Here is an 18,641-nt window from a genome sequence, read left to right as displayed (position 1 = left end):
GCCCAACAGCGCCCTCAGGTTTTTCGCGAGCAAGCTCGCTCCTACAGTAGGTTACAAGGCCAACTGTCGACGCAACTCAGCCAACACCGGCACCGTATCCGGACGCACACCGCGCCACAGGAAGAACGCCTCTGCCGCCTGCTCGGCCAGCATCCCCAAGCCATCCATCGCCACCGCAGCGCCGTGTTCGCTGGCCCAGCGGCAGAACGAGGTCGGTTCCTTGCCGTACATCATGTCGTAGCACACCGTTTTGCCCGGTTCGATCAGGCTGGCCGCAATCGGCGGCACATCGCCCGTCAGGCTCGCCGACGTCGCGTTGATGATCAGGTCCACCGACTCCTGCAACCAGTCGTAACCGCTGGCCGATACCGGCCCCAGGTCGCAGAACAATTCCGCCAGCAGCTCGGCCTTGTCCACCGTGCGGTTGGCGATGATCACTGATACCGGTTGCTCAGCCAGCAACGGCTCCAATGCACCGCGCACCGCGCCGCCAGCGCCGAGCAACAGGATGCGTTTGCCCTTGAGGCTGAACCCGGCGTTGACCGTCAGGTCGCGCACCAGCCCGGCGCCATCGGTGTTGTCGCCCAGCAGACTGCCATCGGCCAGTTTGCTCAAGGTATTGACCGCACCGGCGCGCTGCGCCCGCGCCGTCAAAGTGTTCGCCAATCGATAGGCCTCTTCTTTGAACGGCACCGTCACATTGGCGCCGCGTCCTTCGAGGAAAAACGTCCGGGCACAGGTGGAAAAGTCGTCGAGTGGCGCCAGCAGCGTATTGTAGTCCAGCTTTTGCGCGGTCTGCTCGGCGAACAGGCGATGGATCAGCGGCGACTTGCTGTGGCCAATCGGGTTACCGAATACGACATAACGGTCCATCAGGATTCCTCGTTCAGGCTTCGGCCAACCAATCGCGATCTTGCAGGAAGTACTCGGTCAGGCGCGCTTCTTCGCTGCCAGGCTCGGCCTTCCAGTCGTAACCCCAGCGCACTTGCGGTGGCAGCGACATCAAAATCGACTCGGTACGCCCACCCGATTGCAGGCCGAACAACGTGCCGCGGTCATAGACCAGGTTGAATTCAACGTAGCGACCACGGCGGAATTCCTGGAACTCGCGCTGCTTGGCGGTGAACGCATCATTTTTACGGCGCTGCACGATGGGCAGATAGGCGTCGATATACGCATCACCGATGGCGCGCATGAAGGCGAAGCTGGTGTCGAAGTCCCACTCGTTCAGATCGTCGAAAAACAGCCCGCCGATGCCGCGCGGCTCGTGACGATGCTTGATGTGGAAGTAGCTGTCGCACCAGGCCTTGTAACGCGGGTAGACGTCCGGGCCAAACGGCGCACAAGCCTGCTCGGCGACGCGGTGCCAGTGGATGCAGTCTTCTTCATTGCCGTAGTAAGGCGTCAGGTCGAAGCCGCCACCGAACCACCAGACCGGCTCTTCACCTTCTTTTTCGGCGATGAAAAAACGCACGTTGGCGTGGGAAGTCGGCACATGGGGGTTGTGCGGGTGAATGACCAGTGAGACGCCCAGGGCTTCGAAACCTCGGCCAGCCAGTTCTGGCCGGTGGGCGCTGGCAGACGGTGGAAGACCGCTGCCGAAGACGTGGGAAAAGTTGACGCCGCCCTTTTCAATCACCGCGCCGTTTTCGATCACGCGGGTGCGACCGCCACCGCCGGCAGGCCGGGTCCAGGCGTCTTCGACGAATTGCGTGCCGCCGTCTTCGGCTTCCAGGGCTGCGCAAATACGCTCTTGCAGGTCGAGCAGGTAGGCTTTTACGGCCTCGGTGCGGGTCGTCATGTCATCACCTTGAATCGGGCAAAACTACGCGGTGCTCCATTGGAGCTCAGCCTGCGCAAATGGGCCCGTAGCATAACATCGCAAGTCGACCCGTCGCAGTTGACGAAGATCAAGCTTAGGAGTCCGATAGGGCGCTTGGTAAAACGACCTATGGAGAGTTCTGATGGCAAAGCGTATCCAGTTCCGCGCCCATGGCGGTCCCGAAGTGCTCGAATATGTGGATTACCAACCCGCCGAGCCAGGTTCCAAGGAAGTGCGCGTAACCAACAAGGCCATCGGCCTGAACTTTATCGACACCTATTACCGCAGCGGTCTGTACCCGCCGCCGTCCCTGCCGTCGGGTGTCGGCTCAGAAGGTGCGGGCGTGGTCGAGGCGGTGGGCAGCGACGTGACCCGCTTCAAGGTCGGCGATCGCGTGGCCTATGGCAGCGGTCCGCTGGGCGCCTACAGTGATGTTCACGTCTTGCCCGAGGCCAACCTGGTGAAACTGCCGGACGCTATCGGTTTCGAACAGGCCGCCGGCGTGATGCTCAAAGGCCTGACCGTGCAGTACCTGCTGCGTCAGACTTATGAACTCAAGGGTGGTGAAACCATCCTGTTCCATGCCGCGGCCGGTGGGGTCGGTTCCCTGGCCTGCCAATGGGCCAGAGCCTTGGGCGTCAAGTTGATCGGCACCGTCAGCTCGGCGGAGAAAGCCGCGCTGGCCAAGGCCAACGGCGCTTGGGCGACCATCGACTACAGCCACGAAAACGTCGCTCAGCGCGTGCTGGAATTGACCGACGGCAAAAAAGTCCCGGTGGTGTACGACGGCGTTGGCAAGGACACCTGGCTGACTTCACTCGACAGCGCCGCGCCGCGTGGGCTGGTGGTGAGTTTCGGCAATGCGTCCGGCGCGGTCGACGGCGTGAACCTGGGGATTCTGGCGGGGAAAGGCTCGCTGTACGTGACCCGGCCAACCCTGGGCACTTATGCGAACAACGCCGAGAACCTGCAACGCATGGCAGATGAGCTGTTCGAGATGATCATCAGCGGCAAGCTGACCGTAGAGATCAGCCAGCGCTTTTCAGCGAGGGAGCTTGCTCCCTCGCCACATGTCCATCCAGCTTTAGTCCGGGCGCACAACCTTGCCGGTCGCCAGATCGCGAATCACGCTCGGATTCTTGCGCCCACCCAGGTTTCCGCCCAGCACCAGATCCACCTGACCACGGAAATACTGCTCGACGCGAATCCGCGTACGTGCCGCCGGGCGCCCCTGCGGGTTGGCCGACGTAGACACCAACGGCCCGACCAGCGCGCACAAATCCCGCACCAGCGGGTGATCGCTGACGCGCAGCGCCACCGTCTCATGCACCCCGGTAATCCACTCAGGCAACAGGTTCTGGTGCGGTACCAACCAGGTGTTCGGCCCCGGCCAGGTGCTGGCCATACGATCCATCCACAATTCGGGGAAGTCTTCGAAGAGGAAATCGAACTGACGGATGTTGTCGGCGACCAGAATCAGCCCCTTATCCACAGACCGGCCCTTGATCAGCAGCAAACGCTCCACCGCTTCCTCGTCCCACGGGTCGCAACCCAGGCCCCAGACTGCTTCGGTTGGGTAGGCAATCACCGCCCCAGCGCGAATTGCTTGCGCGGCTTGTTGCACACGCCAACTGTTGACCATGAAAAACACTCCAGAATAAGGCTCTGCGCAGTTTACCGATCTTGTTTATAAAACCTAGCTCACCCGCGCAAACCAGCGCCCGCTTTCGCAAACGGCGCGACCGTCCATCTCCAGTTCCGTCAACGCCACCAGCACTTTCGGCAAGGCCCAGCCGCTTGCGTCGGCAAGCGCCTCACTGGTGAGAGGAGCGGCATGCAGCAGCTTCAGCAGTGGGTGAGTCGATTCAGTGGTGCAGGTTTCTGTGGATAACGACAGTCGTTGCCAGCCGCGCAAGGCTTCGAGGATATGTTCGATGGTTTCCACCAGCACCGCACCGTCACGGATCAATTGATGACAACCCCGGGCGCCGGGATGATGGATCGACCCGGGCATCGCAAACACCTCGCGCCCCTGTTCCGCCGCCAGTCTCGCAGTGATCAGTGAACCGCTGGCGACACTGGCTTCGACCACCAGCACGCCGAGTGACAAACCACTGATGATCCGGTTGCGCCGGGGGAAGTTGCCGGCGCTGGGACCTGCATCCAGCGGAAACTCCGAAAGCACTGCGCTGCCCGAAGCGATCATGGCGTCCGCCAGGCGTCTGTTTCGCTGTGGATAAAACTTCTCGAGTCCCGTACCGAGCACACCGACTGTTTGCCCGCCGACATCGAGTGCGGCCTGGTGCGCGGCGGCGTCAATGCCCAGGGCCAGGCCGCTGGTAATGACAAAACCGGCACCCGCCAGGCTGCGGGAAAACGCTGCTGCAGTATCCATCCCTGGCCGAGACGCGCGACGGCTGCCGACCATCGCCAGTTGTGGTTTTTCCAGAATGCCCGGATCGCCCGCGACAAATAGCAGCGGTGGTGCATCGCTGATTTGTGCCAGCAGGGCCGGGTAGTCCGGTTGGTCCCACATCAGTAAATGCTGGGCCGGGCGCTCCAGCCAGGCCAATGCATGACTGGCGCCGTCACGGATCTCGGTGCTACGCCTGGCCTCGGAACAGGCCAGTGGCAAACCCAGCGCGCGCCAGGCACTGGCCGGTGCGCTGATCGCTTTGGACGCCGAGCCAAAGGCTTCAAGCAGCTTCTTGAACCGTGCCGGACCGAGTTCCGGCAAACGGTGCAGACGTAATCGAGCTTCCAGTTCCGCGGGGGAAACCGGTGTAACAGCAGGCAGCGACATGGATCATCCTTGATCGTAATAAGCACCCGTACAAACGGGAATAAGCTGTGGATAACTCTGTTGGTAACTTGTGAAGCACACTTACGGATTTCGCACCTTGTCCATCACCGACAGCGAGCGCGAAGCGCTGAGCACCAGCCCATAACTGAGTTTGTCGTAGGTACGGAAAACCATCAGCAGACCGGCGCGCTCATCGGGAATTTTCAACGGCTGGCCGGTGATCCGGTCCCGCACGGTTTCGCCGGTCTTCATCACCGCCAGCAGATTGCCTTCGGCCAGGCCGTCGCGCAGCCCCTTGTTCAGCGTAACCACGTCCAACTCGCCAATCTGCGTGACCCCACGCGGCACATCGATGATCAAACCGTTGATCTCGTGGCTCGGTGCGCTCGGCGTGAAGGTCGAATTGATCGCGTGCTCTTCACCACTGAACAAACGATCGCCGAGGCGGACCTCCTGGGTCGTGCGTTGCAACTCCAGGGTGGCGACGTCACCTTCGATGGCCACGATCTCGCCGCCGCCGATGTCGTCGGCGTTGATCCCCAGGATTTCCTTGCTCTGCGGATCGGTGTAGACCTTGCCTTGACGGAAGATGCCGTACGCCGGTTGCGCCGGGTCGAAATGGCCGCGGGCAAAGATGCGGTCACCCGCGCCGCTGAGCACGCGTTCGGCATCGCCGGCGACGATGTAGGGCGCCTTGTCGAAATCCTCGGCCTTGTCGACGATGCGGTTGCTCAGCAGAAAGCTGTTGATCGATTTCAGCGCAATGCCGGGGATAGCCTCGGTCACCGGGCTGCTGCGCACCTGAGGCGACAGCTTTATGGTGGGAATATCTTCCCGAAGTTGCACTTGCCCGTACGCCAGACCGGCCGAAGCCAGGAGCAGCAGGGCGAGTAGTGATTTCCTCATGCGGTGAATCCCTTTATTATGTACGTTCGCGTGAAACGCCAGAGCCCTCAGTGGCTCGCTCCCGGCTTGCTTGTCAAAACTTGCTTGTCAACAGAAGGGAGCTACGTTTTACAACGGTAGCCTGCATTTCTTCGGACCCGCCAGGCCATCGACCCGACCTTACTTCACACGTGCACTAATCAAGCTTATGGCCATTTTAAACATCCTCGAATTCCCTGATCCGCGTCTGCGCACTATCGCCAAGCCAGTGGCCGTAGTGGACGACGAAGTGCGTCAGTTGGTCGACGACATGTTTGAAACAATGTATGAAGCGCCTGGCATCGGCCTCGCCGCTACCCAGGTCAACGTGCACAAACGTATCGTCGTGATGGACCTCTCCGAAGACCGCAGCGAACCGCGAGTGTTCATCAACCCCGAGTTCGAACCGCTGACCGACGAGATGGGCCAGTATCAGGAAGGCTGCCTGTCTGTGCCGGGCTTCTACGAAAACGTCGATCGCCCGCAACGGGTCAAGGTCAAGGCGCTGGACCGCGACGGCCAGCCTTACGAACTGATCGCCGAAGATTTGCTCGCCGTGTGCATCCAGCATGAATGCGACCACCTCAACGGCAAATTGTTCGTTGATTACCTGTCCACGCTCAAACGCGACCGCATCAAGAAGAAACTGGAAAAGCTTCATCGCCAGAACGCCTGATGCCCATCTTCAAAGGCTTGCTGCGGCAAGCCTTTTTCTTTTCAAGAGACGTCACCCATGACTGAGCCACTGCGCATTGTCTTTGCCGGCACCCCCGAATTCGCCGCCGAACACCTCAAGGCCCTGTTGAGCAGCCCTTACGAGATCGTCGCGGTCTACACCCAACCGGATCGTCCGGCCGGTCGCGGGCAAAAACTGATGCCGAGCCCGGTCAAGCAGCTTGCTCTAGAGAACAACATCCCGGTGCTGCAACCGCCGACCCTGCGCAACGAAGACGCGCAAGCGGAACTGGCTGCACTGAAGCCGGACTTGATGGTAGTGGTCGCCTACGGCCTGATCCTGCCGCAAGTGGTGCTGGATATTCCGCGCCTGGGTTGCATCAACAGTCACGCCTCGCTGCTGCCGCGCTGGCGTGGTGCGGCGCCGATCCAGCGCGCCGTGGAAGCCGGCGATGCGGAAAGCGGCGTGACCGTGATGCGTATGGAAGCCGGCCTCGACACCGGGCCGATGCTGCTGAAAGTCACCACGCCGATCAGCGCCGAAGATACCGGCGGCAGCCTGCATGATCGCCTGGCTGAAATGGGCCCACCGGCCGTCGTTGAAGCGATTGCCGGTCTCGCGGCAGGAGCGCTGGAAGGCGAAGTGCAGGACGATAGCCTGGCCACTTATGCGCACAAATTAAACAAGGACGAAGCACGCATCGACTGGAGTCGCCCGGCGGTTGAGCTGGAGCGTCTGGTCCGCGCCTTCAACCCGTGGCCAATCACCCACAGCACCCTGAATGGCGAAGCCCTGAAAGTGCTGGCCGCAAATCTGGCTGAAGGCAAAGGCGCCCCGGGTGAAATCCTCGGCGCCAGCAAGGACGGTCTGATCGTCGCGTGCGGCGAGCAGGCCCTGTGCCTGACCCGTCTGCAATTGCCCGGCGGCAAGGCGCTGAACTTCAGCGACCTGTTCAACAGCCGTCGCGAGAAATTCGCCATCGGCACTGTCCTCGGTCAAGCGGCGGACGCTCAATGAACCCGCGTCTGGCCGCCGCCAAGGCACTCGCTGCTGTCCTGAACGGAAAAGCCTCGCTCAACAGTTCACTGCCGACCCAACTGGACAAGGTCGAAGACCGTGATCGCGGCTTCACCCAGGACCTGGCGTTCGGCACCGCGCGCTGGCAGCCACGCTTGTCGGCACTGGCGGCCAAGCTGCTGCAGAAACCGTTCAAGGCCGCCGACGCCGATGTCGAGGCGCTGTTGCTGGTCGGGCTTTATCAGTTGCTCTACACCCGCGTCCCGGCCCATGCCGCCATTGGTGAAACCGTTGGTTGCGCCGACAAGTTGAAAAAGCCATGGGCAAAGGCCTTGCTCAACGCCGTTCTGCGTAATGCTCAGCGCGAAAGCGAAACGATTTTCGCCGAACTGGAACGCGATCCGGTGGTGCGCACTGCCCACCCGCGTTGGCTGCAAAAATCCCTGAAAGCATTCTGGCCAGAGCAGTGGGAAGCCATTTGCGCCGCCAACAACGCTCATCCACCAATGATTCTGCGGGTCAACCGTCGCCATCACACCCGTGATGCCTACCTCAGTTTGCTGACTGACGCGGGAATCGCCGCCACGCCGTGTGTCTACAGCCGCGACGGCATCGTGCTCGAAGCCGCCGCCGATGTGCGCAGCCTGCCGGGTTTCGCCGAAGGCTGGATCAGCGTGCAGGATGAAGCCGCGCAACTGGCCGCTGATCTGCTCGACCTCGCGCCGGGCCAACGGGTGCTGGACGCTTGCTGTGCGCCAGGTGGCAAGACCTGCCACATTCTCGAGGCCGAGCCAAAACTGGCGGGCGTCGTGGCGGTAGACCTGGAAGCCAAGCGGCTGGTGCGGGTGCGGGAAAACCTCGAACGCCTGAAACTGAGCGCCGAACTAATTGCCGCCGACGGTCGCGACACCCAGGCGTGGTGGGACGGCAAGCCGTTCCAGCGCATCCTGCTGGACGCGCCATGCTCGGCCACCGGCGTGATTCGTCGGCACCCGGACATCAAGCTGACCCGCCAACCCGATGACATCGCCGCGCTGGCGCTGCTGCAAGGCGAGCTGCTCGACGCCATGTGGAGCACATTGGACGCGGGCGGCATTCTGCTGTACGCCACCTGTTCCACGCTGCCGACCGAGAACACTGAAGTCATCGCAGCCTTCCTCGCCCGCACGCCGGGCGCCCGTGAACTGGACCTGGCCACGGCAGCCGGCATCAAGCAGCCCCATGGTCGCCAGTTGCTGGCCCAGGAAGGCGGCCACGACGGTTTCTACTACGCCAAGCTGATCAAGATCGCCGCCGCTCGCGGTTAAACGGATTCAATGGAGTGACTGGATGAAAATCATCATCCTCGGTGCAGGGCAGGTCGGCGGTTCGCTGGCGGAACACCTGGCGAGCGAAGCCAACGACATCACCGTGGTCGACACCGATGGCGAACGCCTGCGCGACCTCGGCGACCGCCTGGACATCCGCACCGTACAAGGTCGCGGTTCGTTCCCGACGGTGCTGCGTCAGGCCGGAGCCGATGACGCCGACATGCTGGTCGCCGTGACCAACAGCGATGAAACCAACATGGTCGCCTGCCAGGTCGCCCACACCCTGTTCCACACCCCGACCAAGATCGCCCGGGTTCGCGAAGCGGCGTACCTGACCCGCGAGGAGCAGTTGTTCCAGAACGAAGCGATTCCGGTGGACGTGCTGATCAGCCCGGAACAAGTGGTTACCAACTACATCAAGCGCCTGATCCAGCACCCCGGCGCCTTGCAGGTAATCGACTTCGCCGAAGGCAAGGCACAACTGGTGGCGGTGCGGGCGTACTACGGCGGGCCGCTGGTGGGTCAGCAACTGCGGCAGTTGCGTGAACACATGCCGAACGTGGAAACCCGCGTCGCGGCGATTTTCCGTCGTGACCGGCCGATCCTGCCCCAGGGCGACACGGTGATAGAGGCCGACGACGAGGTGTTTTTCATCGCCGCCAAAGCGAACATTCGCGCGGTCATGAGCGAAATGCGCCGTCTCGATGAAACCTATAAACGCATTGTCATCGCCGGTGGCGGGCAAATCGGCGAGCGTCTGGCCGAGGCGATCGAAAGCCGTTATCAGGTGAAAATCATCGAGATGAACCCGGCACGCTGCCGTCATCTCTCGGACCACCTCGACAGCACAGTGGTGTTGCAGGGCAGTGCTTCGGACCGCGACCTGCTGATGGAAGAGAACATTGCCGACGCCGACCTGTTCCTGGCCCTGACCAACGACGACGAAGCCAACATCATGTCGTCGCTGCTGGCCAAGCGCCTGGGCGCGAAGAAGGTGATGACCATCATCAACAACCCGGCCTATGTCGATCTGATCCAAGGCGGCGACATTGACATCGCCATCAGCCCGCAACTGGCGACCATCGGCACCTTGCTGGCCCACGTGCGCCGGGGCGACATCGTCAGCGTGCACTCACTACGCCGGGGCGCGGCAGAAGCCATCGAGGCGATTGCCCATGGCGATGCAAAATCGAGCAAGGTGATCGGCAAGGCCATCGAGAACATCGGCCTGCCGCCGGGCACCACCATCGGTGCGATTATCCGCGACGAAGAGGTGATCATCGCCCACGATGACACCGTGATCGAAGCGGGTGACCATGTGATTCTGTTCCTTGTGGATAAAAAGCATATTCGCGATGTGGAGAAGCTATTCCATGTGGGGTTGAGCTTCTTCTGATCCGGAATTTGCGCTGACCGTACGGACCTCATCGCGAGCAAGCTCGCTCCCACAGGGTTCTCGGTCGTACACAGCATTTGTGTTTCTGAAGATCCACTGTGGGAGCGAGCTTGCTCGCGATAGCGGACTTTCAGATCCTGGACATCTTCCTGACACACTTCAAAAAGGAATCCACCGATGATCGAATCCCTGGAAAAAATGCTCGCCAAGGGTGTGGATAACGCTTTGCTGCGCTTCGGCCTGGGCAAGGGTTATCTGGATCTGGGGGAGAACGCCAAGGCGGCGGAGCACTTTCAACGCTGCGTCGAATTCGATCCGAAGTATTCGGCGGCGTGGAAACTACTGGGCAAGGCCCATCTGGCGCTGGCGGACTTTGCAGCCGCGCGGCAGGCTTGGGAACAAGGCCTGGAAGCAGCTCGCGGCCATGGCGACAAGCAGGCCGAGAAGGAAATGACGGTGTTCCTGAAGAAGCTCGAGCGTCAGGCGCACTGATCAGAGATAACGCAAACCGATGCCCTCGGCATCCACCAGCACCACTTCCATGCGTACCCGCGGCGCACCTGTGGGTAAGTCCTGCACCTGCCCGTAGACCACCGCGCCATGAGGCAGCGCCGACAGTTTCGGATGCTTGACGTAAACGCCGGTGGTCGACAGGTTGCGTGTCTGGCCCAGGCAATCGCCGATGCTTTCGTGACTGATCTTGATGCGCAATGACTTGCGGTGTTCGGACATCTTCTGCGCCCTTGAATGAACGGTTGTGGATAACCCCGAGTCCAGGGTTATCCACAGATCATGCCAATTGAATCAATACCAACGCTCTTCACCCGGTGGACGCTTCTTGAAGCGCTTCATGCTCCACATGTACTGGCTCGGGTAGGCTCCGACATAGCGCTCGACCACTTTACTCATGGCCGCACAGGACTCCGCTGTGTCGGTGCTGTACATGGCCTCTGGCGCGGCTTCGAGGATCACTTTGTAGCCTGAACCGTCCGGCAGGCGCAGGGCGTGCAGAAACACGCCGACCGCTTTGCCGCCGGCGAGCATGTTTGGCACAAACTTGCTGGTCAGCGCCTGAGTGGCGAAGAACGGCACGAAGATCCCGGCGGATTCGGCCGGTTCCGGGTCAGCGGGGATGCCCACTGCACCACCTTTGCGCACTTCCTTGATGACACTGAGGATGCCTTCCTTGGTGGAAGCAGCGACCTTGTTACCCAACTGCACCCGCTGCTTTTGCAGCAATTCATCCACCGCCTTCAATTTGGGCGGACGGTAAAAAATGATCGGTTTGCACTGGCTGCAATAGAAGTGATTGAGCACTTCCCAGTTGCCCAGGTGGCTGGTGATGCCGACCACGCCTTTGCCGGAGGCGAGGGCGTCCTTCAATATGTCGAGGCCTTCGACCTCACGCACCAGGTCGATGGAGCGCTGGGCTGGCCAGATCCAGGCACAGGCACTTTCGGTCAGAGACTTGCCGATGTCTTTCAGGCTCTGGCCCACCAGGCGTTCACGCTCGGCGGGGTCCATGTCCGGAAAGCACTTGGACAGATTGATCCGTACCACGTCGCGGGAACGGTTCGGGGTTTTCCACATGACCCAGCCAATCGCCGAGCCCACGGCCTGCACGGCCCGCCACGGAAGCAGGGCAAACAGCCGCAGAGCGCCTACCAGCAAGGCGCCTTTCAACTTATCCACAGGTCACTCCTGATCTTGTGCTGTGCGCGAGGCGGCCATTCTAACCGCCGTTCGCCAGCTGCGCGTAGCGGTCGCAGTCGCGGGTGTGATCCATGACCATGCCCGAGGCCTGCATCAACGCGTAGCAAATGGTCGGCCCGACGAACGTGAAACCGGCTTTTTTCAGGCCTTTGCTCATCTCGACAGCGATCGGCGTGACGGCCGGCACTTCGCTGCGATCCTTGAAATGATTGATCACAGGCTTGCCACCGACGAACGACCAGAGAAACACCACAGGGTCCTCCAGCGCCAGCCAGGCCTGGGCATTGCGCCGAGCGGCGTTGAGCTTGAGGCGATTGCGGATGATGCCCGGATCGAGCATCAACTCGTCGATTTCGGCATCGCTCATCTGCGCCACGCGCTGGACATCAAAACCGAACATCACCTGCCGATAATGCTCGCGTTTGCGCAGCACGGTGATCCAGGAAAGGCCGGCCTGGAACCCTTCGAGCAAAAGCAACTCGAACAATCCCTGCGCATCGCGTAGCGGCGTGCCCCACTCCTGATCGTGATAAGCCATGTACAGCGGATCTTCGGAACACCAAAAGCAGCGTGGCATAAGGCTCCAGGGGGCGTGCGCAGCAACGAATCGGGTATACTCCCGCTCTTTAAATCGCAGCCCAAGAAACAGGTGAATTTCGTGAGCCAGCCTACGCCAGCCGTGCGTACCTTCCAAGACTTGATCCTCGCCCTCCAGCAATACTGGGCCGAGCAAGGTTGTGTGGTACTTCAGCCCTACGATATGGAAGTAGGCGCCGGCACTTTCCACACTGCAACATTCCTGCGCGCCATCGGCCCGGAAACCTGGAACGCCGCCTACGTGCAGCCAAGCCGCCGTCCGACTGACGGCCGCTACGGCGAAAACCCGAACCGTCTGCAGCACTACTATCAGTTCCAAGTGGTCCTGAAGCCGAACCCGGACAACTTCCAGGAACTGTACCTGGGCTCCCTCAAGCACGTCGGCCTGGACCCGCTGGTCCACGACATCCGCTTCGTCGAAGACAACTGGGAATCGCCGACCCTCGGCGCCTGGGGTCTGGGCTGGGAAGTCTGGCTCAATGGCATGGAAGTGACCCAGTTCACCTACTTCCAGCAAGCGGGCGGCATCGAGTGCTACCCGGTGACCGGCGAGATCACCTACGGTCTTGAGCGTCTGGCCATGTACCTGCAAGGCGTGGACTCGGTATACGACCTGGTCTGGGCTGATGGTCCGTTCGGCAAAGTGACCTACGGCGACGTGTTCCACCAGAACGAAGTGGAACAGTCGACCTACAACTTCGAACACGCCAACGTCGACAAGCTGTTCGAACTGTTCGATTTCTACGAAAGCGAAGCCAAGCGCCTGATCGAACTCGACCAGCCGCTGCCGTTGCCGAGCTACGAAATGGTGTTGAAGGCTTCCCATACCTTCAACCTGCTGGATGCGCGCCGGGCAATCTCGGTGACTGCGCGTCAGCAATACATCCTGCGTGTACGCACCCTGGCGCGTTCCGTTGCGCAAGCCTACTTGCTGGCTCGCGCCAAGCTGGGCTTCCCGATGGCGACCCCGGACCTGCGTGATGAAGTATTGGCCAAGCTGGAGGCTGCACAATGAGTGCTCTGGATTTTCTGGTTGAACTGGGCACCGAAGAACTGCCACCCAAAGCCCTGAACACCCTGGCCGAGGCGTTCCTCGCCGGTATCGACAAGGGCCTGCAAGCCGCCGGTCTGAACTACGAGACCAAAACCGTTTATGCCGCGCCACGTCGTCTGGCGGTGCTGATCACCGCACTGGCCACCCAGCAGCCGGACCGCAGCATCAACCTCGACGGCCCGCCACGTCAGGCCGCGTTCGATGCCGAAGGCAACCCGACCCAGGCAGCCCTGGGCTTTGCCAAGAAATGCGGCGTCGAGCTGAGCGAAATCGATCAGAGCGGCCCGAAACTGCGCTACAGCCAGAGCATCGCCGGCAAGGCGACCGCGAGCCTGCTGCCGACCATCGTCGAAGATTCCCTGAACGACCTGCCGATCCCGAAACGCATGCGTTGGGGCGCGCGCAAGGAAGAATTCGTGCGTCCGACCCAGTGGCTGGTGATGCTGCTCGGTGACCAGGTCATCGACTGCACCATCCTCGCCCAGAAAGCCGGCCGTGACTCTCGAGGTCACCGCTTCCATCACCCGGAAAACGTGCGCATCGGTTCGCCGTCCAGCTACCTGGCCGACCTGCGTGCCGCCTACGTGCTGGCCGATGCCAACGAGCGTCGCGAGATCATCAGCAAGCGCACCGAAGAGCTGGCCACCCGTCAGGAAGGCACGGCAATCGTTCCGCCAGCGCTGCTCGATGAAGTGACCGCACTGGTCGAGTGGCCGGTGCCGCTGGTGTGCTCGTTCGAGGAGCGCTTCCTCGACGTGCCGCAAGAAGCCCTGATCACTACCATGCAGGACAACCAGAAGTACTTCTGCCTGTTGGACGCCGACGGCAAGTTGCTGCCACGTTTCATTACCGTGGCCAACATCGAAAGCAAAGACCCACAACAGATCATCGCCGGTAACGAGAAAGTGGTTCGCCCACGCCTGACCGACGCCGAGTTCTTCTTCAAGCAAGACAAGAAGCAGAAACTCGAAGACTTCAACCTGCGTCTGCAGAATGTCGTGTTCCAGGAAAAACTCGGCAGCGTCTACGACAAGGCCGAACGTGTTTCCAAGCTTGCGGCGTTCATCGCTCAGCGCATCGGCGGCAACGCTGCGTGGGCAGCCCGTGCGGGCCTGCTGTCGAAGTGCGACCTGTCGACCGAGATGGTCGGCGAGTTCCCGGAGATGCAAGGTGTCGCCGGTTACTACTACGCCCTCAACGACGGCGAGCCGGAAGATGTCGCCCTGGCCCTGAACGAGCAGTACATGCCGCGCGGTGCCGGCGCTGAACTGCCGAGCACCCTGACCGGTGCGGCCGTGGCCATCGCCGACAAGCTCGACACCCTCGTGGGTATTTTCGGCATCGGCATGCTGCCGACCGGCAGCAAAGACCCGTATGCCCTGCGCCGTGCCGCACTGGGCGTGTTGCGCATCCTGATCGAGAAACAACTGGATCTGGATCTGACCGACGCCGTGGCCTTCGCCGTGGACGCGTTCGGTGCCAAGGTCAAGTCTGCCGGCCTCAACGACTCGGTGCTGGAATTCATCTTCGACCGTCTGCGTGCCCGTTACGAAGACGAAGGCGTCGACGTCGCCACCTATCTGTCGGTACGTGCCTTGAAGCCAGGCTCGGCCCTGGACTTCGACCAGCGCGTGCAAGCGGTACAGGCCTTCCGCAAATTGCCGGAAGCCGCTGCCCTGGCCGCCGTGAACAAGCGCGTGTCGAACCTGCTGAGCAAGGTCGAAGGCTCGGTGCCTACCGTCGTGGAAGCCAAGTACTTCGACAATGCCAACGAGTTCTCCCTGTACTCGGCGATCCAGCAGGCTGACCAGGCGGTACAGCCAATGGCTGCCTCGCGTCAGTACAGCGAATCCCTGGCACGCCTGGCTGCACTGCGCGAGCCGGTGGATGCGTTCTTCGAAGCCGTGATGGTCAACGCGGAGGACGCAAAAGTCCGCGCCAACCGTTATGCGTTGCTGGCGCGTCTGCGTGGTTTGTTCCTCGGCGTTGCCGACATTTCGCTGCTGGGTTGAGGGATTGCTGTTGAAACTGCTGATTCTCGATCGGGACGGAGTGATCAATTACGACTCCGACGCTTACATCAAGTCGGTGGAGGAGTGGATTCCACTCCCCGGTTCGATCGAAGCCATCGCGCAGTTGAGCAAGGCCGGCTGGACGGTAGCGGTCGCTACCAACCAGTCGGGCATCGCTCGCGGTTATTACGACCTCGCCACCCTGGATGCCATGCACGAGCGCTTGCGCGCGCTGGTGGCGGAGCAGGGTGGTGAAGTCGGCCTGATCGCCTATTGCCCGCACGGGCCGGACGAAGGTTGCGATTGCCGCAAGCCGAAACCCGGGATGTTGAAAACCATCGCCGCTCATTACAACGTGTCGCTGACCAATCTCTGGTTCGTCGGCGACAGCCTTGGTGACCTGGAAGCCGCCAAAGCCGTCGATTCACAGCCAGTTTTGGTAAAGACCGGGAAAGGCGAAAAGACTTTGGGTAAAACCATTCCGGTTGGCACATTGATTTTTGACGATCTGGCGGCGATTGCCGCAGAACTTATCCACAATTAGAGTGCTTCTGATATTTCCTGATAAAGGATTGATCAGGAGTGCGCTTTATACAGGCGGGTATTGCCCGCAACGGTAAACGTCACCATGTCGATACTGCAGGCCATCAGAACCTTCCTCTTTTACCTGCTGCTGGGCACCAGCTCCTTGCTGTGGTGCAGCTTGAGTTTTTTTATCGCGCCGTTTCTGCCTTTCAAGGCGCGCTATCGCTTCATCAACGTGTATTGGTGCCGCTGCGCCCTGTGGCTGAGCAAAGTGTTTCTGGGCATTCGCTACGAAGTGAAGGGGGCCGAGAACGTACCTGAACGGCCTTGCGTCATTCAGTCAAACCACCAGAGCACCTGGGAGACGTTCTTTCTCTCTGCCTACTTCTCACCGCTGAGCCAGGTGCTCAAACGTGAATTGCTCTATGTGCCGTTCTTCGGTTGGGCCATGGCCATGCTGCGACCGATCGCCATCGATCGCGGCAACCCGAAAGCAGCGCTCAAGCACGTGGCGCAGAAAGGTGATGAGTTGCTCAAGGACAATGTCTGGGTGCTGATCTTCCCCGAAGGCACGCGCGTTCCTTTCGGCACCATCGGAAAGTTCTCGCGCGGTGGCAGCGCTTTGGCGGTCAACGCCGAATTGCCGGTGCTGCCGATTGCGCACAACGCAGGCAAGTTCTGGCCGAAAACAGGTTGGGCGAAGAAGCAGGGCGTCATCACTGTGATCATTGGCGAGCCGATGTATGCCGAAGGCAACGGGCCACGAGCCATTGCCGAATTGAACGACCGGGTCCAGGCGTGGAATGAGCAGATGCAACGGGAAATGGGCTCGCTGCCACCGGCTCCGCAAGCGCCGGTTTCAAACGATCGGCTGGCTGTCTGAGATTCTGTGGATAACCTGTGTACCGTTTCATTGAAATCTGTCGTTTTATGTACGTAACTTTATGATTTTTTTACATATTTCTCAGAGAGATAAAAACCATAAAAGCGTGCATAAGTTTTTTTCGGACGTAAAAAAACCGGCTTATATAGCCGGTTTTTTTATGCCCGGAGCAATCGCTGACTGTCGACATGACAGGGCGACCTGGATCGCTCGCTGTCATTCTGTAAACAGCGGAAATTGCAGCCTGAATGTCGTGCCCTGACCCATTTCGCTCTGACACTCGATTCGCCCGCCATGTCGATCCACAACGGCTTTAACCATCGACAATCCCAACCCCACGCCATCGATACCCTGGGCAGAAGAAAAGCGCCGGTATTGGCTGAACAGTTCGGGTAACTCCTCAGCGGCTATGCCTTTGCCCTGATCGATGAGTTCACAGATCAACCAGCCGTCGCATTGACTGACGCGCAAACGGATACGAGTACCTGAAACACTGTACTTGATGGCATTTTCCAGCAAATTGAACAACGCTCGAGTCAGCAGTGACTGATCCGCCAGAACCAGACTTTCCTGTGCCTCCTCTTCCACTTGATGAACCAGTTCGATCTGTTTCAACTGCGCGATGGGCAGCGCCTGATCGAACACATCCAGCACCAGCATCGCAAACAGACTCGGCTGAAACTGATAAGCCTCAGACTCGGCCCTCGCCAGTTGAGCGAAGCCATCGGTCAGCTCCAGTGCCCGGCGCACCTGCCGTTCGATTTGATCGAAGAGTTGCAGATCACCGCCCACCTGATGGCGATGCACATCGAGCAGCGCGAGGATGGCCGAGTGGGGTGCCCGCAGGTCGTGGGACAGAAAACGCAACAGGACTGCGCGTTGCTCTTCCGCATCACGTTCGACACTCAGGTCAGTCAGGTTCCACAACCAGCCGACAGGGGTTTCCCCGTCTACTGGTAACAGTTCGGCGCGCTCCAGTCGCAGGCTGCGCTCCTTGAGGTCGCGGAACTCCAGCAGCGGCAGTGTCGATAAAGGCGAACCCGGCCTGCGGCTCATATCCGGATAACCGAGCCGTTCAAGTCGCTCTAGCACATCATCACCGACCAGATTCCCACCAAACAGGTCACGGGCCTTGCGGTTGCCGAGCAGAATCTGGCCTTGGGGATCGCTGATCAACGTGGCCACCGGCAAATATTCCAGACCATCGGCGATGAATCGGTGGGTATCGCGGGTCAGGTTCATGGCTTGTTCCAGCGCCATGATTTGTTTCTGCAAACGGTCGCCACCGGGATACTGGGCACGACGGCGCTCCGGAAAGACTTTCGGCTCGCTGTCCAGCCGCGCCAATTCCCAACCGAAATAGGTCAGCACCACACTGAGGCGCCGCCAGTTCCAGATCAGATAACCAAACAGCATCCCCAGCACCGCAGGCGTCGGTGACCACCACCACCGCTTGAACTCCGCAAGGCCGGCGCTGGTCAGCAACGCACAAGCCATCCCCGTGAGCGTCAGCCAGAGCGCCAGGCGTGGGCGCCACAGCAACAGCCCAAGCACGCACGTCACCAGACCAAGGGAAAGCCATGCGCTCAAGCCTGGGGATGCATCGCCCAAGTTGATTTGCGCGCGATAGGACAGCAACGTCGTCAGCGGCAACAGCACAAGACTTATCCACAACCACTCGCGCACCAATTGCCGAAACAATCGCTGTACCTGGCTTGGCTCTCGGCTTTCACGGCGGCGTTGGTCAAACATGGCCAACAGGGCAGGGCGGGGTGAATGGCTTCATGGTTCCTACGTCTGAGGTGTCGACTCAAAGAATCATAGCGGACGCTGCGACCAACGGCGGGCCGCTTACTTTCACTGTGTCGATTGAGCCGCTATCGTCGATGAAGAGCTGCCCAAGCGACAA

18 protein-coding genes and 1 pseudogene are annotated in these 18,641 nt (G+C 60.6%); 10 read left to right on the top strand and 9 right to left on the bottom strand.

Features of this window, described 5'->3' with window-relative positions; genetic code table 11:
- Positions 1-51 precede the first annotated feature (51 nt).
- Positions 52-873, bottom strand: coding sequence for a shikimate dehydrogenase (gene aroE / locus AC1D1M_RS13135; protein WP_477775941.1), 822 nt, complete (start codon positions 871-873; stop codon positions 52-54).
- Between the two features lie 13 nt (positions 874-886).
- A complete protein-coding gene (gene hemF / locus AC1D1M_RS13130; RefSeq protein ID WP_477754533.1) occupies positions 887-1,801 on the bottom strand; it encodes an oxygen-dependent coproporphyrinogen oxidase in 915 nt (304 codons plus the stop codon).
- A 163-nt stretch (positions 1,802-1,964) separates the two neighbouring features.
- Here hemF and AC1D1M_RS13125 point away from each other — a divergent pair.
- Positions 1,965-2,882 (top strand): annotated as a pseudogene (locus AC1D1M_RS13125) (NADPH:quinone reductase); the annotation flags it as partial.
- 24 nt (positions 2,883-2,906) lie between these two features.
- Here AC1D1M_RS13125 and tsaC read toward each other — a convergent pair.
- From tsaC to AC1D1M_RS13110, 3 genes are all read right to left on the bottom strand, one after another.
- Entirely contained in the window at positions 2,907-3,464 is a 558-nt protein-coding gene (gene tsaC, locus AC1D1M_RS13120) for an L-threonylcarbamoyladenylate synthase type 1 TsaC (protein ID WP_057397341.1), read from the bottom strand.
- Positions 3,465-3,518: 54 nt separating this feature from the next.
- On the bottom strand, positions 3,519-4,625 hold the full coding sequence (dprA, locus tag AC1D1M_RS13115) for a DNA-processing protein DprA (RefSeq protein WP_477775940.1): 1,107 nt from the start codon (positions 4,623-4,625) through the stop codon (positions 3,519-3,521).
- An 81-nt stretch (positions 4,626-4,706) separates the two neighbouring features.
- Positions 4,707-5,531: a peptidoglycan-binding protein gene (locus tag AC1D1M_RS13110; RefSeq protein ID WP_477775939.1), complete on the bottom strand. Its 825-nt coding sequence runs from the start codon at positions 5,529-5,531 to the stop codon at positions 4,707-4,709.
- Positions 5,532-5,718: 187 nt separating this feature from the next.
- Between AC1D1M_RS13110 and def the strand changes: the two genes are divergently transcribed.
- From def to AC1D1M_RS13085, 5 genes are all read left to right on the top strand, one after another.
- Positions 5,719-6,225, top strand: a complete 507-nt coding sequence (def, locus tag AC1D1M_RS13105) for a peptide deformylase (protein WP_008045730.1) — start codon at positions 5,719-5,721, stop codon at positions 6,223-6,225.
- A 57-nt stretch (positions 6,226-6,282) separates the two neighbouring features.
- Entirely contained in the window at positions 6,283-7,242 is a 960-nt protein-coding gene (fmt, locus tag AC1D1M_RS13100; protein WP_477775938.1) for a methionyl-tRNA formyltransferase, read from the top strand.
- Positions 7,239-8,549 carry a 16S rRNA (cytosine(967)-C(5))-methyltransferase RsmB gene (gene rsmB, locus AC1D1M_RS13095; RefSeq protein WP_477775937.1) on the top strand — a complete coding sequence of 437 codons (1,311 nt, stop codon included), beginning with the start codon at positions 7,239-7,241 and terminating at the stop codon, positions 8,547-8,549. Before fmt ends, rsmB begins: the two co-directional genes overlap by 4 nt.
- 22 nt (positions 8,550-8,571) lie before the next feature.
- The gene (gene trkA / locus AC1D1M_RS13090) at positions 8,572-9,948 is read left to right on the top strand and encodes a Trk system potassium transporter TrkA (protein ID WP_046042728.1); all 1,377 of its coding nucleotides are present in this window, start codon (positions 8,572-8,574) and stop codon (positions 9,946-9,948) included.
- 177 nt (positions 9,949-10,125) lie between these two features.
- Positions 10,126-10,440, top strand: coding sequence for a tetratricopeptide repeat protein (locus AC1D1M_RS13085; protein ID WP_057397334.1), 315 nt, complete (start codon positions 10,126-10,128; stop codon positions 10,438-10,440).
- Here AC1D1M_RS13085 and AC1D1M_RS13080 read toward each other — a convergent pair whose 3' ends face one another.
- The 3 genes from AC1D1M_RS13080 to AC1D1M_RS13070 form a co-directional block, all read right to left on the bottom strand.
- Complete coding sequence (locus AC1D1M_RS13080) at positions 10,441-10,680, bottom strand: PilZ domain-containing protein (RefSeq protein ID WP_477775936.1); 240 nt, start codon at positions 10,678-10,680, stop codon at positions 10,441-10,443. It lies immediately after the preceding gene.
- Between the two features lie 72 nt (positions 10,681-10,752).
- Positions 10,753-11,640 (bottom strand): lysophospholipid acyltransferase, encoded by an 888-nt coding sequence (locus tag AC1D1M_RS13075; RefSeq protein WP_008018389.1) that lies wholly within the window; start codon positions 11,638-11,640, stop codon positions 10,753-10,755.
- A 40-nt stretch (positions 11,641-11,680) separates the two neighbouring features.
- The gene (locus tag AC1D1M_RS13070; RefSeq protein ID WP_477775935.1) at positions 11,681-12,238 is read right to left on the bottom strand and encodes a DNA-3-methyladenine glycosylase I; all 558 of its coding nucleotides are present in this window, start codon (positions 12,236-12,238) and stop codon (positions 11,681-11,683) included.
- A gap of 81 nt (positions 12,239-12,319) precedes the next feature.
- Between AC1D1M_RS13070 and glyQ the strand changes: the two genes are divergently transcribed.
- The 4 genes from glyQ to AC1D1M_RS13050 all read left to right on the top strand — a co-directional run bounded on the left by glyQ (position 12,320) and on the right by AC1D1M_RS13050 (position 16,732).
- Positions 12,320-13,273: a glycine--tRNA ligase subunit alpha gene (glyQ, locus tag AC1D1M_RS13065; protein WP_003187265.1), complete on the top strand. Its 954-nt coding sequence runs from the start codon at positions 12,320-12,322 to the stop codon at positions 13,271-13,273.
- The gene (glyS, locus tag AC1D1M_RS13060) at positions 13,270-15,324 is read left to right on the top strand and encodes a glycine--tRNA ligase subunit beta (protein ID WP_477775934.1); all 2,055 of its coding nucleotides are present in this window, start codon (positions 13,270-13,272) and stop codon (positions 15,322-15,324) included. The genes glyQ and glyS overlap by 4 nt, the downstream gene beginning before the upstream one ends.
- A gap of 4 nt (positions 15,325-15,328) precedes the next feature.
- The gene (gene gmhB, locus AC1D1M_RS13055) at positions 15,329-15,868 is read left to right on the top strand and encodes a D-glycero-beta-D-manno-heptose 1,7-bisphosphate 7-phosphatase (RefSeq protein WP_477775933.1); all 540 of its coding nucleotides are present in this window, start codon (positions 15,329-15,331) and stop codon (positions 15,866-15,868) included.
- A gap of 84 nt (positions 15,869-15,952) precedes the next feature.
- Positions 15,953-16,732, top strand: a complete 780-nt coding sequence (locus tag AC1D1M_RS13050) for a lysophospholipid acyltransferase family protein (protein ID WP_477775932.1) — start codon at positions 15,953-15,955, stop codon at positions 16,730-16,732.
- Between the two features lie 216 nt (positions 16,733-16,948).
- On the opposite strand, the gene AC1D1M_RS13045 is transcribed toward AC1D1M_RS13050, so the two are convergent.
- The gene (locus AC1D1M_RS13045; protein WP_477775931.1) at positions 16,949-18,484 is read right to left on the bottom strand and encodes a sensor histidine kinase; all 1,536 of its coding nucleotides are present in this window, start codon (positions 18,482-18,484) and stop codon (positions 16,949-16,951) included.
- Positions 18,485-18,641: the final 157 nt, after the last annotated feature.

It is taken from the genome of Pseudomonas sp. P1_F7 (genome assembly GCF_056405655.1).
This window is presented reverse-complemented; position numbering and strand designations above follow the sequence as displayed.